This window comes from Enterobacter sp. V87_3, assembly GCF_029967835.1.
In the GTDB taxonomy this organism is placed as follows: domain Bacteria; phylum Pseudomonadota; class Gammaproteobacteria; order Enterobacterales; family Enterobacteriaceae; genus Enterobacter; species Enterobacter cancerogenus.
In genome coordinates, this window is the sequence record NZ_JASCAM010000022.1 from 83835 (window position 1) to 100955 (window position 17121).

At 55.2% G+C, this 17121-nt stretch carries 18 protein-coding genes; 12 read left to right on the forward strand and 6 right to left on the reverse strand.

The window, feature by feature from the left end:
- Positions 1–44 precede the first annotated feature (44 nt).
- Positions 45–779 carry a MerR family transcriptional regulator gene (locus QLG21_RS09675; protein ID WP_282484382.1) on the forward strand — a complete coding sequence of 245 codons (735 nt, stop codon included), beginning with the start codon at positions 45–47 and terminating at the stop codon, positions 777–779.
- Positions 780–907: 128 nt separating this feature from the next.
- Here QLG21_RS09675 and QLG21_RS09680 read toward each other — a convergent pair whose 3' ends face one another.
- Entirely contained in the window at positions 908–1342 is a 435-nt protein-coding gene (locus QLG21_RS09680; protein WP_282484292.1) for a DUF3828 domain-containing protein, read from the reverse strand.
- Position 1343: 1 nt separating this feature from the next.
- Positions 1344–1706, reverse strand: coding sequence for a CHAP domain-containing protein (locus QLG21_RS09685; protein ID WP_088207435.1), 363 nt, complete (start codon positions 1704–1706; stop codon positions 1344–1346).
- A gap of 605 nt (positions 1707–2311) precedes the next feature.
- Here QLG21_RS09685 and sufA point away from each other — a divergent pair.
- The 7 genes from sufA (at position 2312) to QLG21_RS09720 (ending at position 8940) form a co-directional block, all read left to right on the forward strand.
- Positions 2312–2680 (forward strand): Fe-S cluster assembly scaffold SufA, encoded by a 369-nt coding sequence (gene sufA / locus QLG21_RS09690; RefSeq protein ID WP_006174903.1) that lies wholly within the window; start codon positions 2312–2314, stop codon positions 2678–2680.
- 8 nt (positions 2681–2688) lie between these two features.
- Positions 2689–4179, forward strand: a complete 1491-nt coding sequence (gene sufB / locus QLG21_RS09695) for a Fe-S cluster assembly protein SufB (RefSeq protein ID WP_137848454.1) — start codon at positions 2689–2691, stop codon at positions 4177–4179.
- 9 nt (positions 4180–4188) lie between these two features.
- Complete coding sequence (gene sufC / locus QLG21_RS09700; protein WP_006174905.1) at positions 4189–4935, forward strand: Fe-S cluster assembly ATPase SufC; 747 nt, start codon at positions 4189–4191, stop codon at positions 4933–4935.
- Positions 4910–6181, forward strand: coding sequence for a Fe-S cluster assembly protein SufD (sufD, locus tag QLG21_RS09705; protein WP_282484293.1), 1272 nt, complete (start codon positions 4910–4912; stop codon positions 6179–6181). Before sufC ends, sufD begins: the two co-directional genes overlap by 26 nt.
- Positions 6178–7398, forward strand: coding sequence for a cysteine desulfurase SufS (sufS, locus tag QLG21_RS09710; RefSeq protein ID WP_006174907.1), 1221 nt, complete (start codon positions 6178–6180; stop codon positions 7396–7398). Before sufD ends, sufS begins: the two co-directional genes overlap by 4 nt.
- Positions 7399–7412: 14 nt before the next feature.
- Positions 7413–7829, forward strand: coding sequence for a cysteine desulfuration protein SufE (gene sufE, locus QLG21_RS09715; RefSeq protein ID WP_006174908.1), 417 nt, complete (start codon positions 7413–7415; stop codon positions 7827–7829).
- 97 nt (positions 7830–7926) lie between these two features.
- The gene (locus QLG21_RS09720) at positions 7927–8940 is read left to right on the forward strand and encodes a L,D-transpeptidase family protein (protein WP_058608955.1); all 1014 of its coding nucleotides are present in this window, start codon (positions 7927–7929) and stop codon (positions 8938–8940) included.
- A 61-nt stretch (positions 8941–9001) separates the two neighbouring features.
- Here the strand turns inward: QLG21_RS09720 and lpp are convergent, their stop codons facing one another.
- The 4 genes from lpp to QLG21_RS09740 form a co-directional block, all read right to left on the reverse strand.
- Positions 9002–9238 (reverse strand): murein lipoprotein Lpp, encoded by a 237-nt coding sequence (gene lpp, locus QLG21_RS09725; RefSeq protein ID WP_001082307.1) that lies wholly within the window; start codon positions 9236–9238, stop codon positions 9002–9004.
- 309 nt (positions 9239–9547) lie between these two features.
- The gene (gene pykF, locus QLG21_RS09730; protein WP_137848458.1) at positions 9548–10960 is read right to left on the reverse strand and encodes a pyruvate kinase PykF; all 1413 of its coding nucleotides are present in this window, start codon (positions 10958–10960) and stop codon (positions 9548–9550) included.
- Positions 10961–11337: 377 nt separating this feature from the next.
- Positions 11338–12483: a PLP-dependent aspartate aminotransferase family protein gene (locus QLG21_RS09735; protein WP_137848459.1), complete on the reverse strand. Its 1146-nt coding sequence runs from the start codon at positions 12481–12483 to the stop codon at positions 11338–11340.
- Between the two features lie 11 nt (positions 12484–12494).
- Positions 12495–13865: a cystathionine beta-synthase gene (locus QLG21_RS09740; RefSeq protein ID WP_137848460.1), complete on the reverse strand. Its 1371-nt coding sequence runs from the start codon at positions 13863–13865 to the stop codon at positions 12495–12497.
- Positions 13866–14264: 399 nt separating this feature from the next.
- Between QLG21_RS09740 and QLG21_RS09745 the strand changes: the two genes are divergently transcribed.
- The 4 genes from QLG21_RS09745 (at position 14265) to fumD (ending at position 17105) form a co-directional block, all read left to right on the forward strand.
- Positions 14265–15287: an ATP-binding cassette domain-containing protein gene (locus QLG21_RS09745; protein ID WP_058608952.1), complete on the forward strand. Its 1023-nt coding sequence runs from the start codon at positions 14265–14267 to the stop codon at positions 15285–15287.
- Entirely contained in the window at positions 15280–15948 is a 669-nt protein-coding gene (locus tag QLG21_RS09750) for a methionine ABC transporter permease (protein ID WP_058608951.1), read from the forward strand. The genes QLG21_RS09745 and QLG21_RS09750 overlap by 8 nt, the downstream gene beginning before the upstream one ends.
- 28 nt (positions 15949–15976) lie before the next feature.
- A complete protein-coding gene (locus tag QLG21_RS09755) occupies positions 15977–16789 on the forward strand; it encodes a MetQ/NlpA family ABC transporter substrate-binding protein (protein WP_006174916.1) in 813 nt (270 codons plus the stop codon).
- 106 nt (positions 16790–16895) lie between these two features.
- Entirely contained in the window at positions 16896–17105 is a 210-nt protein-coding gene (fumD, locus tag QLG21_RS09760) for a fumarate hydratase FumD (RefSeq protein ID WP_014831602.1), read from the forward strand.
- Positions 17106–17121 lie beyond the last annotated feature (16 nt).

The following is a 17121-nucleotide window of genomic DNA, read 5'->3' on the forward strand; positions in this document are numbered from 1 at the left end:
GGTAAGACGAGTTAGGTATGGAAGTATTGAGCGTGAGGGAGTTTATGGCCTATTACAGTATCGGCGAAGTCGCCGAACGATGCGGTATTAACCCCGTTACGCTGCGTGCCTGGCAGCGCCGTTATGGATTGTTAAAGCCACAGCGCAGCGAAGGGGGTCATCGGCAGTTTGACGATGAAGATATCCTGCGTATCGAAGAGATCAAGCGCCTGATGAAAAGCGGCGTGTCGGTCGGTAAAGTTAAAGCATTACTTGAAAATAAAGAAGTATTGACCCAAAGCAGTTGGGTGGTGCTTCAGGAAGAGATGTTAACCGTTCTGCGCTATGCGAACCCAACAAAGCTGCGCGCCAAGATCGGCGAGTTTCGTCGCGACTACGCGATGGATGTGCTGATCGACATGATTATCACTCCCGTACGTCAAAAAATGAATCAGGACCAGAATACGGTGCGTCACATGGCGAGCCTGCTCGACGGCGTACTGATTGAACTTGCCATCACAAGCCTGGTTGAATCGCGCAAGAAAGTCGGCAAAGACGCGCTGCTGATTGGCTGGGAGTGTGATGACCGAACCCATCTCTGGCTCGAAGCTGCACGCCTGGCGTGGAAGGGATGGCATATTGACGTCCTGTCTGAACCAATTGATTCCCCGCGCCCTGAGCTTTTCCCGGGACAAAAAATCTTCGTCTGGACGGGAAAAACACCTACCGCACGTCAGCAGGAACAGCTGGATCACTGGCGGGAACAGGGTTTTGCCGTGTCATTCCACGGGGCAGAATAGTTGGTATAACGCGGCCACGCGCTGATAATGTGATTGACGATGAGAACCCCGCCGATGCGGGGTTTATGGTTTCTGGTGAGACGATGTTTTCACGGATGAATTCCATTCATGATCCGTTGTAACGTGGTTCAGTTATTATCTCGTGCAGCGACGGATTGAATTTTCCATACACCATTCTCCTTAACCATACAGTCGATAACAGTGTGGGGATTTTTTTTGCCGTAAGTGATGCTCACGTTAACGCAAACCGGATCGGTATCATAAGAAGCTATCGACACATTTTGCGCCCAGTCGTCACCGATATATTGCGATTTGGTGAAAAAATCTGCGTCATAATATTCTTCATCGGCGTAGCGCGGATCCTGCGCATGACGCAATTTCTGCATAGTGCTTGCGGTGACGTAGGTATCAATTCGTCCGCTATCACTAATGGGAAAATGGTCGGCATTAATCTGGTTCACGTACCAGCGATTAAATTCAAGCGCTCGCTGCATGGGAATTTGCATATCATCCGCTGCTGATGCGGTGGCGCTGAGGATGAGAAGAACGGCTACTTTTTTCATATTAATAATGCCTGTAAAGCGTCACGGCAGGCTGTAACTTTCTGTACCGTGGTCCTGGATATAAGCTGTTTTGTCTGAAATCGGAATACCACGTTCCTGCGCCGTCGTATATGCATGCATGACCATATTCACCTGGGCCCGGCAGTGCATCAATGACTGCAACATCTCCAGCAACGGGGGTTCCGTACACTTTAACAAAGCCCGCGTTTTCGAGCGACCGCCAGAAGTCTTTAGCATTAGCGCCTTCGATTTTGACTCCGCCCGCGCGAATGGCGGCAGCGACGGCACGCGCGCAATAATGGCCGGTATGAGCCTGAGCGTGGGTGCGGGCATAAGAAACGGCTTCTGATTTATTCCATGACATAAATTTTCCCTTTGTATGAACAATTAACAGGGGAAACATTACGCCGAATATATTGAGCAAGATGTAAATAATGACGAAGCGATATTAACCAAAATAGATCGCATCCATACTTAAACAAGGGTAAATAACCTCACTCAATACCTTTCGCGATTAAGCTTGTTCTTTAAGGGGATAAAAGCCTTCCAGACCCAGGCGTTGAGAAATAGGGGTGATGCTTCACAAACCTTGCCGTTCAAACTCCGTCAGGCAATCAGGGCATAACCCAGCGGCAGGTTCCTGCAGAAACCCTTTAGCGGCAACCCGTTGATTTAGCTTAAATTGCTGAAAACCGCAGAATCCAGAAAATCTATCTTAATAATAGGCATTTCCGATGCATATTTTACTTTTGCCGATTTTAATTCTCTCTTATTGAAAAATGCGCCATTTATCAATGCATTGAACAATTCAAACCCTCCCTCCTGCAACCTGCTACAGGGTCTATGCTTAAGGAAAGTCGCCAAAAAGGGCGATTAAGCCGAAAGCCCCTGCTCGCAAGGGGTTGAAGTGATAATCGTTATCACTAACATGGTGTTATGTCTTGGTGGCTTATTAGATGAGGTGGACCTATGGAACTGCATTCAGAAACCTTCAATCCTGCCGATTTTGCCTGGCGTGGGCTAACGCTTACGCCCGCCGCTGCAGCGCATATCCATGAGCTGGTGGCGAAAAAGCCCGAGATTCTCGGCGTGCGCTTAGGCGTAAAACAGACCGGCTGCGCTGGCTTCGGCTATGTGCTGGATACCGTCACAGAACCTGCGAAAGATGATCTGGTGTTTGAAACTGACGGCGCGAAGCTGTACGTCGCGCTGCAGGCGATGCCCTTTATCGACGGCACCGAGGTTGACTACGTTCGTGAAGGTTTAAATCAGCTGTTTAAATTTCATAACCCGAAAGCCCAGAACGAATGTGGCTGCGGCGAAAGCTTTGGGGTATAGGCGGTACTATGTCTCGTAATACTGAAGCAACGAGTGATGTTAACACCTGGAGTGGCGGGCACCTCAACTATAAAGAGGGGTTCTTCACGCAGTTGCAGACCGATGAGCTGGCGAAAGGCATCAACGAAGAGGTTGTGCGTGCCATTTCGGCCAAGCGTAATGAGCCGGAGTGGATGCTCGAATTCCGCCTGAGCGCGTTTCGCGCCTGGCTGGAGATGGAGGAGCCGCACTGGCTGAAAGCGCACTACGATAAGCTGAACTATCAGGATTACAGCTACTACTCTGCGCCATCCTGCGGCAGCTGTGATGACACCTGTGCTTCTCAGCCCGGCGCGGTCCAGCAAACCGGCGCTGACAATGGCTTCCTCAGTAAAGAGGTAGAAGACGCCTTTAACCAGCTCGGCGTACCGGTACGCGAAGGCAAAGAGGTAGCGGTGGACGCCATCTTTGACTCCGTCTCCGTCGCGACGACCTACCGTGAAAAACTGGGCGAACAGGGGATTATCTTCTGCTCGTTTGGCGAGGCGATCCACGATCACCCCGAGCTGGTGAAAAAGTACATCGGTACCGTGGTGCCGAGTAACGACAACTTCTTTGCGGCCCTGAACGCCGCAGTAGCTTCCGACGGCACCTTTATTTACGTGCCGAAAGGGGTGCGCTGCCCGATGGAGCTGTCGACCTATTTCCGTATCAACGCGGAGAAAACCGGTCAGTTCGAACGAACTATCCTGGTCGCCGATGAAGGCAGTTACGTCAGCTATATCGAAGGGTGCTCAGCGCCAGTGCGTGACAGCTATCAGCTACATGCCGCCGTCGTGGAAGTGATCATCCACAAAGACGCGGAAGTGAAATACTCCACGGTGCAAAACTGGTTCCCGGGGGACGGCAATACCGGCGGCATTCTGAACTTCGTCACCAAGCGTGCGCTGTGCGAAGGTGAGAACAGCAAAATGTCCTGGACCCAGTCGGAAACCGGCTCGGCCATCACCTGGAAATACCCAAGCTGCATTTTGCGCGGGGACAACTCCATCGGCGAGTTCTACTCGGTGGCGCTCACCAGCGGTCATCAGCAGGCGGATACTGGCACCAAGATGATCCATATCGGCAAAAATACCAAATCGACGATCATCTCGAAAGGCATCTCTGCCGGGCACAGCCAGAACAGCTATCGCGGGCTGGTGAAAATCATGCCGACGGCGACCAACGCCCGTAATTTTACCCAGTGTGACTCCATGCTGATCGGTGCTGACTGCGGGGCGCACACCTTCCCGTACGTCGAGTGCCGGAACAACAGCGCGCAGCTTGAGCACGAGGCGACAACCTCGCGCATCGGGGAAGATCAGCTCTTCTACTGCCTGCAGCGCGGGATAAGCGAAGAAGATGCCATTTCGATGATTGTGAACGGCTTCTGCAAGGATGTGTTCTCTGAACTGCCGCTGGAATTTGCCGTTGAAGCCCAGAAACTCCTCGCCATTAGTCTTGAACACAGCGTCGGTTAAGGAAAGCACATGTTAAGCATTAAAGATTTACAGGTCAGTGTGGAAGATAAAGAGATCCTTCGCGGTCTCAACTTTAACGTCAAACCGGGCGAAGTCCACGCCATCATGGGGCCAAACGGCTCCGGGAAAAGTACGCTTTCTGCGACGCTGGCAGGACGAGAGGATTACGAAGTCACCCACGGCGCGGTTGAGTTTAACGGCAAAGATCTTCTGGAGATGTCGCCGGAAGAGCGGGCGGGCGAGGGCATTTTTATGGCCTTCCAGTATCCGGTGGAAATCCCCGGCGTCAGCAACCAGTTCTTCCTGCAAACCGCGCTCAACGCGGTACGCAAGTATCGCGGCCTCGACGCGCTGGACCGCTTTGACTTCCAGGATCTGATGGAAGAGAAGATCAAGCTGCTAAAGATGCCGGAAGACCTGCTGACCCGTTCGGTCAACGTTGGTTTCTCCGGCGGTGAGAAAAAGCGTAACGATATCCTGCAGATGGCGGTGCTCGAACCGGAACTTTGCATTCTGGATGAGACCGACTCCGGCCTGGATATCGATGCCCTGAAAATTGTGGCGGACGGGGTTAACTCCCTGCGCGATGGCAACCGCTCGTTCATCATCGTGACCCACTACCAGCGCATTCTTGACTACATCAAACCGGATTTTGTGCACGTGCTCTATCAGGGACGTATTGTGAAATCCGGCGATTTTACGCTGGTCAAACAACTGGAGGAGCAAGGTTATGGCTGGCTTACCGAACAGCAGTAATGTTCTCCAGCAGTGGCACCGCCTGTTTGAAGCGCAGGGCAACACCCGGTCTGAACAGGCTGAGCACCATTTGCAGCAGCTGCTGCGCCTCGGCCTGCCGACGCGTAAGCAGGAGAACTGGAAATACACCCCGCTCGATGGCCTGCTGAAGGGCGAATTTGTCACGCGCCTGGCGGACGTTAACCCGGCGCAGCGCGACGCGCTGGCGCTCACCCTGGATGCAGTGCGTCTGGTTTTTGTTGACGGGCAGTTCCGGCCAGAACTGAGCGACAGCACCCAGGAGAGCGGATTTGAGGTGGCGATCAATAACGATAGGCAGAACCTGCATGCGCCCGTGCAGCCTGAGGTTTTCCTGCACCTGACCGAAAGCCTGGCGCAGAGCGTGACGCATATTTCCGTCAGGCGTAACCAGCGCCCTGACAAACCGCTACTGCTGATGCACATCACCCAGGGGCTGGACGGCGATGAGATCAACACGGCGCACTATCGTCACCACGTTGAGCTGGCGGAAGGGGCGGAGGCGACGGTCATCGAGCATTATGTCAGCCTGAACGATACCCGCCATTTCACCGGGGCGCGCCTGACCATGAACGTGGCCGCGAACGCCCAGCTTCACCACATCAAGCTGGCGTTTGAAAACCCGGTGAGCCATCACTTTGCTCATAACGACATTGCGCTGGGGCCAGACGGCGCGGCCGACAGCCACAGCTTCCTGCTCGGCGGCGCGGTGCTAAGACACAACACCAGCACGCAGCTTAACGGTGAAAACACCACCCTGCGCATCAACAGCCTGGCGATGCCGGTGAAATCAGAAGTGTGCGACACGCGCACCTGGCTTGAGCACAACAAAGGCTACTGTAACAGCTGCCAGCTGCATAAAACCATCGTCAGCGATAAAGGGCGTGCGGTGTTTAACGGCCTGATCAACGTGGCACAACACGCGATCAAGACCGACGGGCAGATGACCAACAACAACCTGCTGATGGGCCGTCTGGCGGAGGTGGATACCAAGCCGCAACTGGAGATCTACGCCGATGACGTCAAATGCAGCCACGGCGCAACGGTCGGGCGGATTGACGACGAGCAGATGTTCTATCTGCGCTCGCGCGGCATTGACCAGCAGGCCGCGCAGAAGATGATTATCTATGCCTTTGCCGCGGAGCTGACGGAAGCCCTGCGCGACGGCATACTCAAACAGCAGGTCCTGACTCGTATTGGCCAGCGTCTGCCTGGAGGCGAGGCATGAGTTTTCCCGTAGAAAAAATCCGGGCTGATTTCCCGGTCCTGACCCGTGAAGTCAACGGTCTGCCGCTGGCCTATCTCGACAGCGCGGCCAGCGCCCAGAAGCCCAATCAGGTCATTGACGCTGAAGCCGGGTTCTACCGCCACGGCTATGCCGCCGTGCATCGTGGCATTCACACGCTCAGCGCCGAAGCCACTCAAAGCATGGAAAACGTGCGTACTCAGGCCGCTGCGTTCCTCAACGCCCGCTCGCCGGAAGAGCTGGTATTTGTGCGCGGCACCACCGAAGGGATCAACCTGGTGGCTAATAGCTGGGGCAGCGCGCAGGTGCACGCGGGTGATAACATCATCATCACCCGGATGGAGCACCATGCCAATATCGTGCCGTGGCAGATGCTCTGCGAGCGCGTCGGTGCAGAGCTGCGCGTGGTCCCGCTGCATGACGATGGCACGCTCCAGCTGGCGCAGCTCGACGCGCTGCTGGACGAGCGCACGCGGCTGGTGGCGGTGACGCAGGTCTCTAACGTGCTGGGCACCGAGAACCCGGTAGCGGAGATCGTTGCGAAGGCGCATCAGGTGGGCGCGAAGGTGCTGATAGATGGTGCCCAGGCGGTGATGCACCACGCGGTGGATGTGCAGGCGCTGGATTGCGATTTCTACGTCTTCTCCGCCCATAAGCTTTACGGGCCTACCGGTATTGGCGTGCTGTACGTTAAAGAAGATATTTTGCAAGCTATGCCGCCGTGGGAAGGGGGCGGGTCGATGATCGCCACCGTCAGCCTGACGCAGGGCACCACCTACGCCCGTGCGCCGTGGCGCTTTGAGGCGGGGACGCCCAACACCGGCGGGATTATCGGCCTGGGGGCGGCGTTATCTTACGTCTCGGCCATCGGCCTTGAGGCAATTCATGAATATGAACAGCTGCTGATGCATTATGCGTTACAGGAGCTTGCCAGCGTGCCGGACCTGACGTTATACGGCCCAGCCAACCGCCAGGGCGTTATCGCCTTTAATCTGGGGAAACACCACGCCTATGATGTGGGGAGCTTCCTTGATAATTACGGCGTGGCGGTACGTACCGGACATCACTGCGCCATGCCGCTGATGGAGTGGTACCAGGTGCCGGCAATGTGCCGGGCATCGCTGGTAATGTATAACACCATGGAAGAGGTCGACAGACTGGTGGCTGGGCTGAAGCGCATTCATCAGCTGCTGGGTTAACAAAGAGGCGAAACATGGCAGAACTGCCGGACAAAGAAAAACTGCTGCGTAACTTCGGGCGTTGCGCAAACTGGGAAGAGAAGTATCTCTATATTATTGAGCTGGGACAGCGTTTGCCGCCGCTCGGTGAAGAGGCCCATAACCCGGATAATATTATTCAGGGCTGTCAGAGCCAGGTGTGGATTGTGATGCACCAGAATAGCGACGGCGTTATTGAGCTACAGGGTGACAGCGATGCCGCCATTGTAAAAGGGCTTATCGCCGTCGTGTTTATTCTCTATCACCAGATGTCTCCTCAGGATATCGTCGCCTTTGACGTGCGCCCGTGGTTTGAAAAAATGGCGCTCACGCAGCATCTCACCCCGTCACGCTCCCAGGGTCTGGAAGCGATGATCCGCGCCATCCGCGCTAAAGCCGCAATCATTAGCTAGACTTACAGGACAGCATTCATTCTGTTTCGCGAGGTGGTTCCCGCCTCGCTGGTTTTTCAGCTTTCTGGCGTTCTGTCAGTGAATAAGGAATCTCAGCATGAAGCGCGCGTCTTTCATTACTCTTATACTTTTAGGTTCGCTCGGTGCCCTTAATACGGCCCGTGCGGTGGATTACCCTTTGCCGCCCGTCGGCAGCAGGCTTATTGGCCAAAATCAGACGTACACCATTCAGGAGGGCGATAATAAACTGCAGGACATTGCGCGACGGTTTAACACCGCCGCACAGCTGATCCTCGAGACCAATAACACCATTGCACCGGTGAACCCCGCACCGGGCACGGTCATCACTATCCCGTCTCAAATGCTGCTACCGGACACCCCGCGCGAGGGGATTGTGGTGAACCTGGCAGAGCTGCGACTCTATTACTTCCCGCCGGGTGAAAACAGGGTTGAGGTCTATCCGCTTGGCATCGGCCAGCTGGGACTGGAAACGCCGGTCAGTACCACGCGCGTGAGCCAGAAAATCCCCAATCCTACCTGGACGCCAACGGCGGGCATCAGAGCACGCTCACTGGCGCAGGGCATTAAACTGCCGCCTGTCGTACCCGCAGGGCCGAATAACCCGCTAGGACGCTTTGCACTGCGTTTAGGCATCGGTAACGGTGAATATCTCATCCACGGTACCAGCGCGCCAAATAGCGTCGGTCTGCGCGTCAGTTCCGGCTGTATGCGCATGAATGCCCCGGATATTAAAGCGCTGTTCGAACAGGTGCGCGTCGGTACGCGGGTCCAGATTATCAACGAGCCGGTCAAATTCGCCGTGGAGCCAGACGGCAGGCGCTACATAGAGGTTCACCGTCCGCTGGCGCAGCAGGAAGGGGAGAACCCGCAAACCGTGGCGATAAGCCACTCAGCGGATTTTGCGACCTTTGTGGCGCAGGCGGGCAATGATAAAGCGCTTATTGATAAAGCGTTGTCGCGCCGGGCCGGGATACCGGTTGCCGTGTCAACGGCGAGCGGCACGTCCGCGAGCACAAACGTGTTATCGGTGCAAAATAGCCGGGGGGCAGATGCGGTTGCAGAGAGCGAGGGAGAGAAGGTGACGCAGTAGTCTGGAACAGGCAAAAAAAATGGCGCACAATGAATGTGCGCCATTTTATTAACAGGTACTATTACTTACGGTATTTAGTAGCCTGGTTGTCCAGACGCTGGTTAGCGCGAGCTGCGTCGTCTTTAGCAGCCTGAACGTCAGAACGCATTGCGTTCACGTCGTTGCTCAGCTGGTCAACTTTAGCGTTCAGAGTCTGAACGTCAGAAGACAGCTGATCGATTTTAGCGTTGCTGGAGCAACCTGCCAGCAGAGTAGAACCCAGGATTACCGCGCCCAGTACCAGTTTAGTACGATTCATTATTAATACCCTCTAGATTGAGTTAATCTCCATGTAGCGTTACAAGTATTACACAAACTTTTTTAGGTTGAGAATATTTTTTTGTTGGGAATGCGCCTATTTTTGATCGTTCGCTCAAAGAAGCATCGTATTTGGCATTTTTGTCGAAAAAGCTATGTTAAAAAAGGCATTTTTCATCGGATTCATCTTAGATAATTGGCGATTAAATAGAAAAACCCGATTTGCTTTTTGATTGGACAGGGCTAAAGACAGGAATAAAAAAAGCGCCCCGTGGGGCGCTTTAATCAAAATTAATTCGTTCGGGAATTATTACAGCACGTGAACAGATGCGGTGTTAGTGGTGCCAGCTGGAACCAGCGCACCAGAAACCATTACCACAACGTCGCCTTTCTGTGCCAGACCGCTTTCCAGCGCCAGTTCTTTACCCTGGATGTAGAAATCGTCAGTTGATGCAATTTCTTCTACCAGATGCGCCACAACGCCTTTGCTCAGCACCAGCTGACGCGCAGTCGTTTCGTTAGTGGTCAGCGCCAGGATGGTGGCGTCCGGGAAGTATTTACGCACTGCACGAGCGGATTTACCGCCCTGGGTTGCCACAACGATCAGCGGCGCGTCCAGTTTTTCGGCGGTTTCTACCGCACCGCGGCACACTGCTTCGGTGATGCGCAGTTTACGGCTGTCGTTGTTGAAGTCCAGACGGCTGGTCATCACGCGGTCAGTACGCTCGCAGATGGTCGCCATGATGCTAACGGCTTCCAGCGGGTATTTCCCTTTTGCAGACTCACCGGACAGCATGACTGCGTCGGTACCGTCGAGGATGGCGTTCGCCACGTCGCCTGCTTCTGCGCGGGTAGGGCGTGGGTTTTTGATCATGGAGTCCAGCATCTGCGTCGCGGTGATAACCACTTTACGCGCGCGAACGCATTTCTCGATCATCATCTTCTGCGCGAAGATAACTTCTTCAACCGGGATTTCAACGCCCAGGTCACCACGTGCAACCATGATGCCGTCAGACGCTTCGAGGATTTCGTCGAAGTTGTTCAGGCCTTCCTGGTTTTCAATTTTGGAGATGATTTGGATCTTCTCGCCGCCGTGCGCTTTCAGGTGCTCACGGATTTCCACCACGTCGGAACGCTTACGGATAAAGGACGCTGCCACAAAGTCAACGCCTTGCTCGCAGCCGAAGATCAGGTCTTGCTTGTCTTTTTCAGCCAGTGCTGGCAGCGCGATGGAAACGCCCGGCAGGTTAACGCCTTTGTTTTCGCCCAGGTCGCCATTGTTCAGCACTTTACAGATAACTTTGTTGCCTTCGATAGCGGTCACTTCCATGCCGATCAGGCCGTCATCCACCAGGACGGTGTTGCCAACGGACAGATCGCTGGTGAAGCCTTCATAGGTCACCGCAACGGTTTCGCTGTTGCCGACAACAGACTTGTCGGTGGTAAAGGTGAAGGTCTGACCCGCTTTCAGGGAAACGTCGTTACCGCCCTCCAGCTTGATAGTACGGATTTCAGGACCTTTGGTGTCCAGCAGGATCGCGGCTTTTTTGCCAGTCTTGCTCATCACGTTGCGCAAGTTCTGGATACGCTGACCGTGCTCAGCATAGTCACCGTGAGAGAAGTTCAGACGCATAACGTTCATGCCGGCGTCCAGCATTTTGCTCAGCATCTCTTCAGATTCGGTTTTTGGGCCGATGGTGCAAACAATTTTCGTCTTTTTCATGACAGTCTTAGTCTTTAAGTTGGGAAGGATATGGAAATCTCGCTCCGGGGGCGCACCGCCGCAGAGTCAAACCTGTGTTGCAAAAGAGTATATGACACGCACTAAGGATAGGAGACATCAAATGAGCGTGCAGAAGAAAGTGTGCCTGTGTGACAGCCCAACGGGAGAGAGGAAAAGTTGTACGTGGTTTTTTGTCTTCCAAGCGCTGAAACCATTCACCAGGGATTTGGCGCGCATTATACGCTGAAAGGGAGGTAAAAGGAAAATGGAAACAGCGTTTCAAAAACAATCTGTGCAGTTTCACATAAGATTGTTATCAATGCGTTAAGGTGAAATGACATCTTATGGCGGCAGGTGCAACACCTGCCGCGTATTGCTTAAAGAGTCAGCGCCTGGTCGAGGTCGGCGATTAAATCCTGCGCGTCCTCTATCCCCACCGACAGGCGGATAAGCTGCGGCACGATACCGTTAGCCAGACGCTGCTCAAGAGGGATAGAGGCGTGCGTCATGCTGTAGGGCTGGCTGACCAGACTCTCCACGCCGCCCAAACTTTCGGCAAGCGTAAACAGTTTCAGTTTGCGGATGACCTCTGTCGCGCGTTGCGCATCGCCTTTAACCACCAGCGAAATCATGCCGCCGGGCAGCGCCATCTGGCGACGGGCAAGTTCATACTGCGGGTGTGACGCCAGCCCCGGGTAAAATACGCTCTCAACCTGCGAGTGCTGCTCAAGCCATTGGGCCACGGCCAACGCGTTGGTTGAGTGGCGCTCGACGCGCAGCGAAAGGGTGCGGATGCCGCGCAGGGTCAGGAAACTGCTGAACGGATCCAGAACGCCGCCAACGGCATTTTGCAGGTAGCCCAGCTGTTCGGCCAGCGCCGGGTTATCGCCCACCACCGCCAGCCCGGCCACCACGTCCGAATGGCCGTTAAGATATTTGGTGGCGGAGTGCACCACGATATCAAATCCGGACGCCAGCGGACGATGGATCACCGGTGAGGCAAAGGTGTTATCCGCCACGCTGATAACGTCATGACGACGCGCAATGTCCGCTATCGCTGCCAGATCGGCCAGCTTTAACAGCGGATTGGTCGGTGTTTCTACCCAGACCATGCGCGTCTGGGGCCGGATCGCGGCTTCGATAGCCGCCAGGTCGCCGGGTTTTACCCAGCTCACCTGCAGCCCGGCGCTGCGCTTGCGCACGTTTTCTATCAGACGCCAGGTGCCGCCGTAAACGTCATCAATGGCGACGATATGGCTGTCTTTATCCAGAAGCTCAAGCACGGTCGAAATCGCCGCGAGGCCGGACGCAAACGCGTAGCCCCGCGAACCGCCTTCAAGCCCGGCAATCGCGGTTTCCAGCGCGTGGCGGGTCGGGTTACCGCTGCGGGAATATTCATAGCCGGTGTGCTCGCCCGGCGACGGTTGCGCAAACGTGGACGTGGCGTAAATCGGCGGCATGACCGCGCCGTGCTCGTCGCGGAACTCGCCGCTGTGAACGCTGAGGGTGGCCAGATTTTTCATCGTTTATTCCTTTATTGTGACAGGCGGTTGCGCCAGGTGGTCAGAACGTCGCTGCGCGTGATCAGCCCTAAAAAACGGTCGTTGTCGGTAACGACAGCGACCAGACCGCGGTCGAAGATGTTGAACAGGGCGCTGTCAGGGGCGTGTTTATCGAGAAACTCAACCTGTCGCGTCATGGCCCGGGTGACGGGTAGCGCGAAACGATCGCCATCCCCTCCGATATGGCGCAGCAGATCCCACTCATCAATGATGCCAACGACCCGGCCGTTCTCCATAACCGGAAGCTGGGAAATGTCATACAGACGCATTCGCGCCAGCACGGTGGAGAGCGTGTCATCCGGTGCGGCAGTCACCGTTGCACCCTCGTCGTGCCGCAGGGCAATGTAGTCGGACAGGTCGCCAGCCGCAGGGCGAGAGATTAACCCCTGCTGGCGCAGCCAGTCGTCGTTAAACATTTTTGAGAGATATTTATTGCCGCTGTCGCAGGCGAAGGTCACCACGCGTTTGGGCGAGGACTGTGCCTGACAATATTTCAGCGCGGCGGCGAGCAGCGTGCCGCTGGAGGAGCCGGCCAGAATGCCCTCTGTTTTCAGTAGCTCGCGCGCGGTGGCAAAAGCCTCGCGATCGCTGATGCGCCAGGCGCGGTTCACCCCCTCAATGTGGGCCAGCGGGGGAATAAAGTCTTCGCCAATCCCCTCGACCAGCCAGGCGCCGGCATCCTGATAGCGCCCGGTCTCAACCTGATCGGCCAGAACCGACCCGGCGGGATCCGCCAGCACGAACTCAGTGTGAGGAGAGTGTTCGGCAAACCATGCCTGCAGGCCACCCAGCGTTCCGCCGGAGCCAACGCCAACGACAATGGCGTCGATGTTGCCATTAAGCTGCTCAAACAGCTCCGGTGCGGTCGTGGTGCGGTGCGCCAGCGGGTTGGCTGGATTATTAAACTGGTCGATATAAAACGCACCGGGCAATTCGTCCGCCAGACGTTGGGCGTAATCCTGATAGTAGGCCGGGTGGCCTTTATTCACGTCTGAACGGGTGAGCACCACCTGTGCGCCCAGCGCACGCAGGTGGAATATCTTTTCACGACTCATTTTGTCCGGCACAACCAGAATCAGCGCATAGCCTTTTTGCGCCGCAATCAGCGCCAGGCCCAGCCCCGTATTCCCGGCAGTGGCCTCAATAATCGTGCCGCCGGGCTGCAACAGGCCGCTGCGCTCGGCTTCCGCGATCATCGACAGCGCCACGCGATCTTTAATCGAGCCGCCGGGGTTCTGGTTTTCCAGCTTGAGAAACAGCGAGCAGGGGCCGGTATCGAGTTTGTGCAGCTGGATGACGGGCGTCTGGCCAATCAGGTCGGTAACGGAATGGTAAATCGTCATGGTCATGTCCTTTCAGGATTTCATGACCGGATGATAGGACCCTGAAATTTTCTCAATAAAGAACCTTTCACTGCCGTTTATAACAGAAAGGAATATTCATACCGTTTCGGGAGGGAAAGACAGCAAGACGTAAAGTGCTCTGGAAGTGAGGACGGCTAAATGGCCCTGTATTGCGCTAAAAATAGCCGATTTTGCCGGCTGAGCGCGGCGGGGTATGCATTCGCCAGAAATCAATTTCTGAAATTCATCTAACAGGCTCGCAGCCCGTAGTAGTACCTCTTATTTCACAAGGTTATAAGACATTCCATTTTGGTCATTTCAAAGTTGATAACGGCTGTTTACTCTCTTTTGGACATCCATACTGCTAAACCGCTAATCGCGGAACGGATCAGAATAAGAATGATAGTACTCAGGAACATTTCGAAAATTTTTGACAACGGAAAGGTGGCGCTCACGGCGGTTGATAACGTCAATCTGACGGTGGAGCAGGGCCAAATTTACGGCATTATCGGCTACAGCGGCGCGGGGAAAAGTACCCTGATCCGCCTGCTCAATGGACTTGAAAAGCCAAGCGTTGGTAGCGTGACCATCAACGGGCAGGATATTTCCGCCGCAAAAGGCGAAGCGCTGCGCCAGGCACGCCTGAAAATCAGCATGGTTTTCCAGCACTTCAACCTGCTGTGGTCGCGCACGGTGAATGAGAATATCGCCTTTTCGATGCAAATTGCGGGCGTCCCTAAAGCCCGGATCAAGGCTCGCGTGGCCGAACTGGTGGAGCTGGTGGGGTTGAAGGGGCGCGAAAATGCCTATCCGTCTCAGCTGAGCGGCGGTCAAAAACAGCGTGTCGGCATCGCCCGTGCGCTGGCGAATAACCCTGACGTGCTCTTGTGCGATGAGGCCACGTCTGCGCTTGATCCGCAGACCACCGATCAGATCCTCGATCTGCTTTCGGACATTAACCGTCGCTTTAAGCTGACCATCGTGCTGATCACCCACGAAATGCACGTGGTGCGCAAAATTTGCGACCGCGTGGCGGTGATGGAAAACGGCAAAGTGGTGGAGGAGGGAGAGGTCCTGAGCGTCTTTACGCATCCGCAGCAGCCGATTACTCAACAGTTTGTCCGTCAGGTGAGCCAGTACGCCGAGGATGAAAGCTTTAATGCCGAACTGGCGAACGCGCTGGAGGGCACGGTGATCAGGCTGACCTTCACCGGGCACAGCACGCACCGTCCGGTTGTGGGCGAACTGACCCTGCGCTACGGCCTGCCGTTTAATATTCTGCACGGAAAAATGACCCAAACCGCCCACGGGGTGTTTGGACAACTGTGGGTGCACGTGGTGGCATCCGATGAACAACTGAACAATATCCTCGCCGATTTGCAGCACAGCGATATTGAAGGCGAGGTCGTAAAGCATGGCTGAGAATCTCTTTCCGCATCTGAAGTGGGACCAGCTCTGGTCTGCAACCCAGGAGACCCTGTACATGACGGCGCTGTCCGGGGTGGCGACGTTTGTGCTGGGCATCGTGCTCGGCCTGGCGCTGTTTTTAACCGCGCGCGGCGGGCTGTTTCAGAACCGTACGGTCTACAGCGTGATCTCGATTGTGGTGAACGTGTTCCGCTCTATCCCGTTCATCATTCTGATCGTACTGCTGATCCCGTTCACGAAAACGATTGTCGGCACCATTCTCGGGGCCAACGCGGCGCTGCCTGCTCTGATTGTTGGCGCGGCACCTTTCTATGCGCGTCTGGTTGAGATTGCCCTGCGTGAAGTGGACAAAGGGGTAATCGAAGCCACTCGTTCCATGGGCGCCCGGCTGAGCACGTTAGTGTTTCGGGTTCTACTCCCGGAATCATCACCCGCACTGGTTTCAGGTATCACGGTGACGCTCATCGCGCTGGTGAGCTACAGCGCGATGGCAGGGGTGATTGGTGCCGGCGGGCTGGGAAATCTGGCCTATCTGGAAGGATTCCAGCGCAACCACGGTGACGTCACGCTGGTGGCAACGGTGACCATTCTGATCATCGTTTTCATTATCCAGTTCTGCGGCGATGTCATTACTTCACTGTTAGACAAAAGATAATCTCTAATAACACACAGGAACCATCATCATGAAAAAAACGCTGACGCTGATCGCCGCCGCCACCCTGAGCGCCCTGAGCTTCGCCTCATGGGCAGATACGCTGACCGTGGGCGCATCCAACACGCCGCACGCTGAAATTCTGGAGCAGGCGAAGCCGATCCTGGCGAAGCAGGGTATCGATCTGGAGATCAAGCCGTTCCAGGACTACATTCTGCCTAACACCGCGCTGGCGGGGCGCGACATCGATGCCAACTACTTCCAGCACATTCCCTATCTTAACAGCGTGCTGAAAGATCACGCGGGCGACAAGGATTACGATTTTGTCAGCGCGGGCGCAATCCACATTGAGCCGATCGGCATCTACTCGAAAAAATACAAATCGCTGAAGGATCTGCCGGAAGGCGGCAAAATCATCATGCGTGATGCGGTGTCCGAAGAGGGGCGTATTCTCTCTATCTTTGAAAAAGAGGGCGTGATTAAGCTCAAGCCGGGCATCGACAAAGTCACGGCGCGCATCAGCGATATTGTGGAGAACCCGAAAAAGCTGCAGTTTACGCCTAACGTAGAAGCTTCTCTGCTGCCGCAGATGTACAACAACGACGAAGGTGCGGCGGTGGTGATTAACGCCAACTACGCCATCGACGCTGGCCTTGATCCGGTTCACGACCCGATTGCAGTCGAGAGCGGTGAGAACAACCCGTACGCCAATATCATCACCGTGCATCGCGGTGACGAGAAGAAAAAAGATATCGTTGCGCTGGTGGACGTGCTGCACTCCAAAGAGATTCAGGACTGGATCCGCACCAAATATAAAGGCGCGGTGATCCCCGTTAATAACTGATGCGTTGATTAAACAGATGAAGCCCGGTGAACGTCTCGCCGGGCTTTTTTTGTATCCAGCCGATGAATCATTTAAGCTGGCCGTTTAGGGCTACGGAGTGATGACGATGGGCAATGTGACCAAAGACGAAGCGCTGTATCAGGAGATGTGCCGGGTGGTGGGGAAGGTCGTTCTTGAGATGCGCGATCTGGGCCAGGAGCCGAAGCATATTGTGATTGCCGGCGTGCTGCGTACCGCACTCGCAAACCAGCGCGTGAAACGCAGCGAACTGACCACCCAGGCGATGGAAACAGTGGTGAAAGCCCTGGCCGGCTGAGGTTTGTCCCGGCGTG

What these genes read in the sequence shown, in the direction of transcription:
- QLG21_RS09675 (WP_282484382.1), top strand. Translation starts at nt 45, where the DNA reads ATGGCCTATTACAGTATCGGCGAAGTCGCCGAACGATGCGGTATTAAC.
- QLG21_RS09680 (WP_282484292.1), bottom strand. Translation starts at nt 1,342, where the DNA reads ATGAAAAAAGTAGCCGTTCTTCTCATCCTCAGCGCCACCGCATCAGCA.
- QLG21_RS09685 (WP_088207435.1), bottom strand. Translation starts at nt 1,706, where the DNA reads ATGTCATGGAATAAATCAGAAGCCGTTTCTTATGCCCGCACCCACGCT.
- sufA (WP_006174903.1), top strand. Translation starts at nt 2,312, where the DNA reads ATGGAACTGCATTCAGAAACCTTCAATCCTGCCGATTTTGCCTGGCGT.
- sufB (WP_137848454.1), top strand. Translation starts at nt 2,689, where the DNA reads ATGTCTCGTAATACTGAAGCAACGAGTGATGTTAACACCTGGAGTGGC.
- sufC (WP_006174905.1), top strand. Translation starts at nt 4,189, where the DNA reads ATGTTAAGCATTAAAGATTTACAGGTCAGTGTGGAAGATAAAGAGATC.
- sufD (WP_282484293.1), top strand. Translation starts at nt 4,910, where the DNA reads ATGGCTGGCTTACCGAACAGCAGTAATGTTCTCCAGCAGTGGCACCGC.
- sufS (WP_006174907.1), top strand. Translation starts at nt 6,178, where the DNA reads ATGAGTTTTCCCGTAGAAAAAATCCGGGCTGATTTCCCGGTCCTGACC.
- sufE (WP_006174908.1), top strand. Translation starts at nt 7,413, where the DNA reads ATGGCAGAACTGCCGGACAAAGAAAAACTGCTGCGTAACTTCGGGCGT.
- QLG21_RS09720 (WP_058608955.1), top strand. Translation starts at nt 7,927, where the DNA reads ATGAAGCGCGCGTCTTTCATTACTCTTATACTTTTAGGTTCGCTCGGT.
- lpp (WP_001082307.1), bottom strand. Translation starts at nt 9,238, where the DNA reads ATGAATCGTACTAAACTGGTACTGGGCGCGGTAATCCTGGGTTCTACT.
- pykF (WP_137848458.1), bottom strand. Translation starts at nt 10,960, where the DNA reads ATGAAAAAGACGAAAATTGTTTGCACCATCGGCCCAAAAACCGAATCT.
- QLG21_RS09735 (WP_137848459.1), bottom strand. Translation starts at nt 12,483, where the DNA reads ATGAAAAATCTGGCCACCCTCAGCGTTCACAGCGGCGAGTTCCGCGAC.
- QLG21_RS09740 (WP_137848460.1), bottom strand. Translation starts at nt 13,865, where the DNA reads ATGACGATTTACCATTCCGTTACCGACCTGATTGGCCAGACGCCCGTC.
- QLG21_RS09745 (WP_058608952.1), top strand. Translation starts at nt 14,265, where the DNA reads ATGATAGTACTCAGGAACATTTCGAAAATTTTTGACAACGGAAAGGTG.
- QLG21_RS09750 (WP_058608951.1), top strand. Translation starts at nt 15,280, where the DNA reads ATGGCTGAGAATCTCTTTCCGCATCTGAAGTGGGACCAGCTCTGGTCT.
- QLG21_RS09755 (WP_006174916.1), top strand. Translation starts at nt 15,977, where the DNA reads ATGAAAAAAACGCTGACGCTGATCGCCGCCGCCACCCTGAGCGCCCTG.
- fumD (WP_014831602.1), top strand. Translation starts at nt 16,896, where the DNA reads ATGGGCAATGTGACCAAAGACGAAGCGCTGTATCAGGAGATGTGCCGG.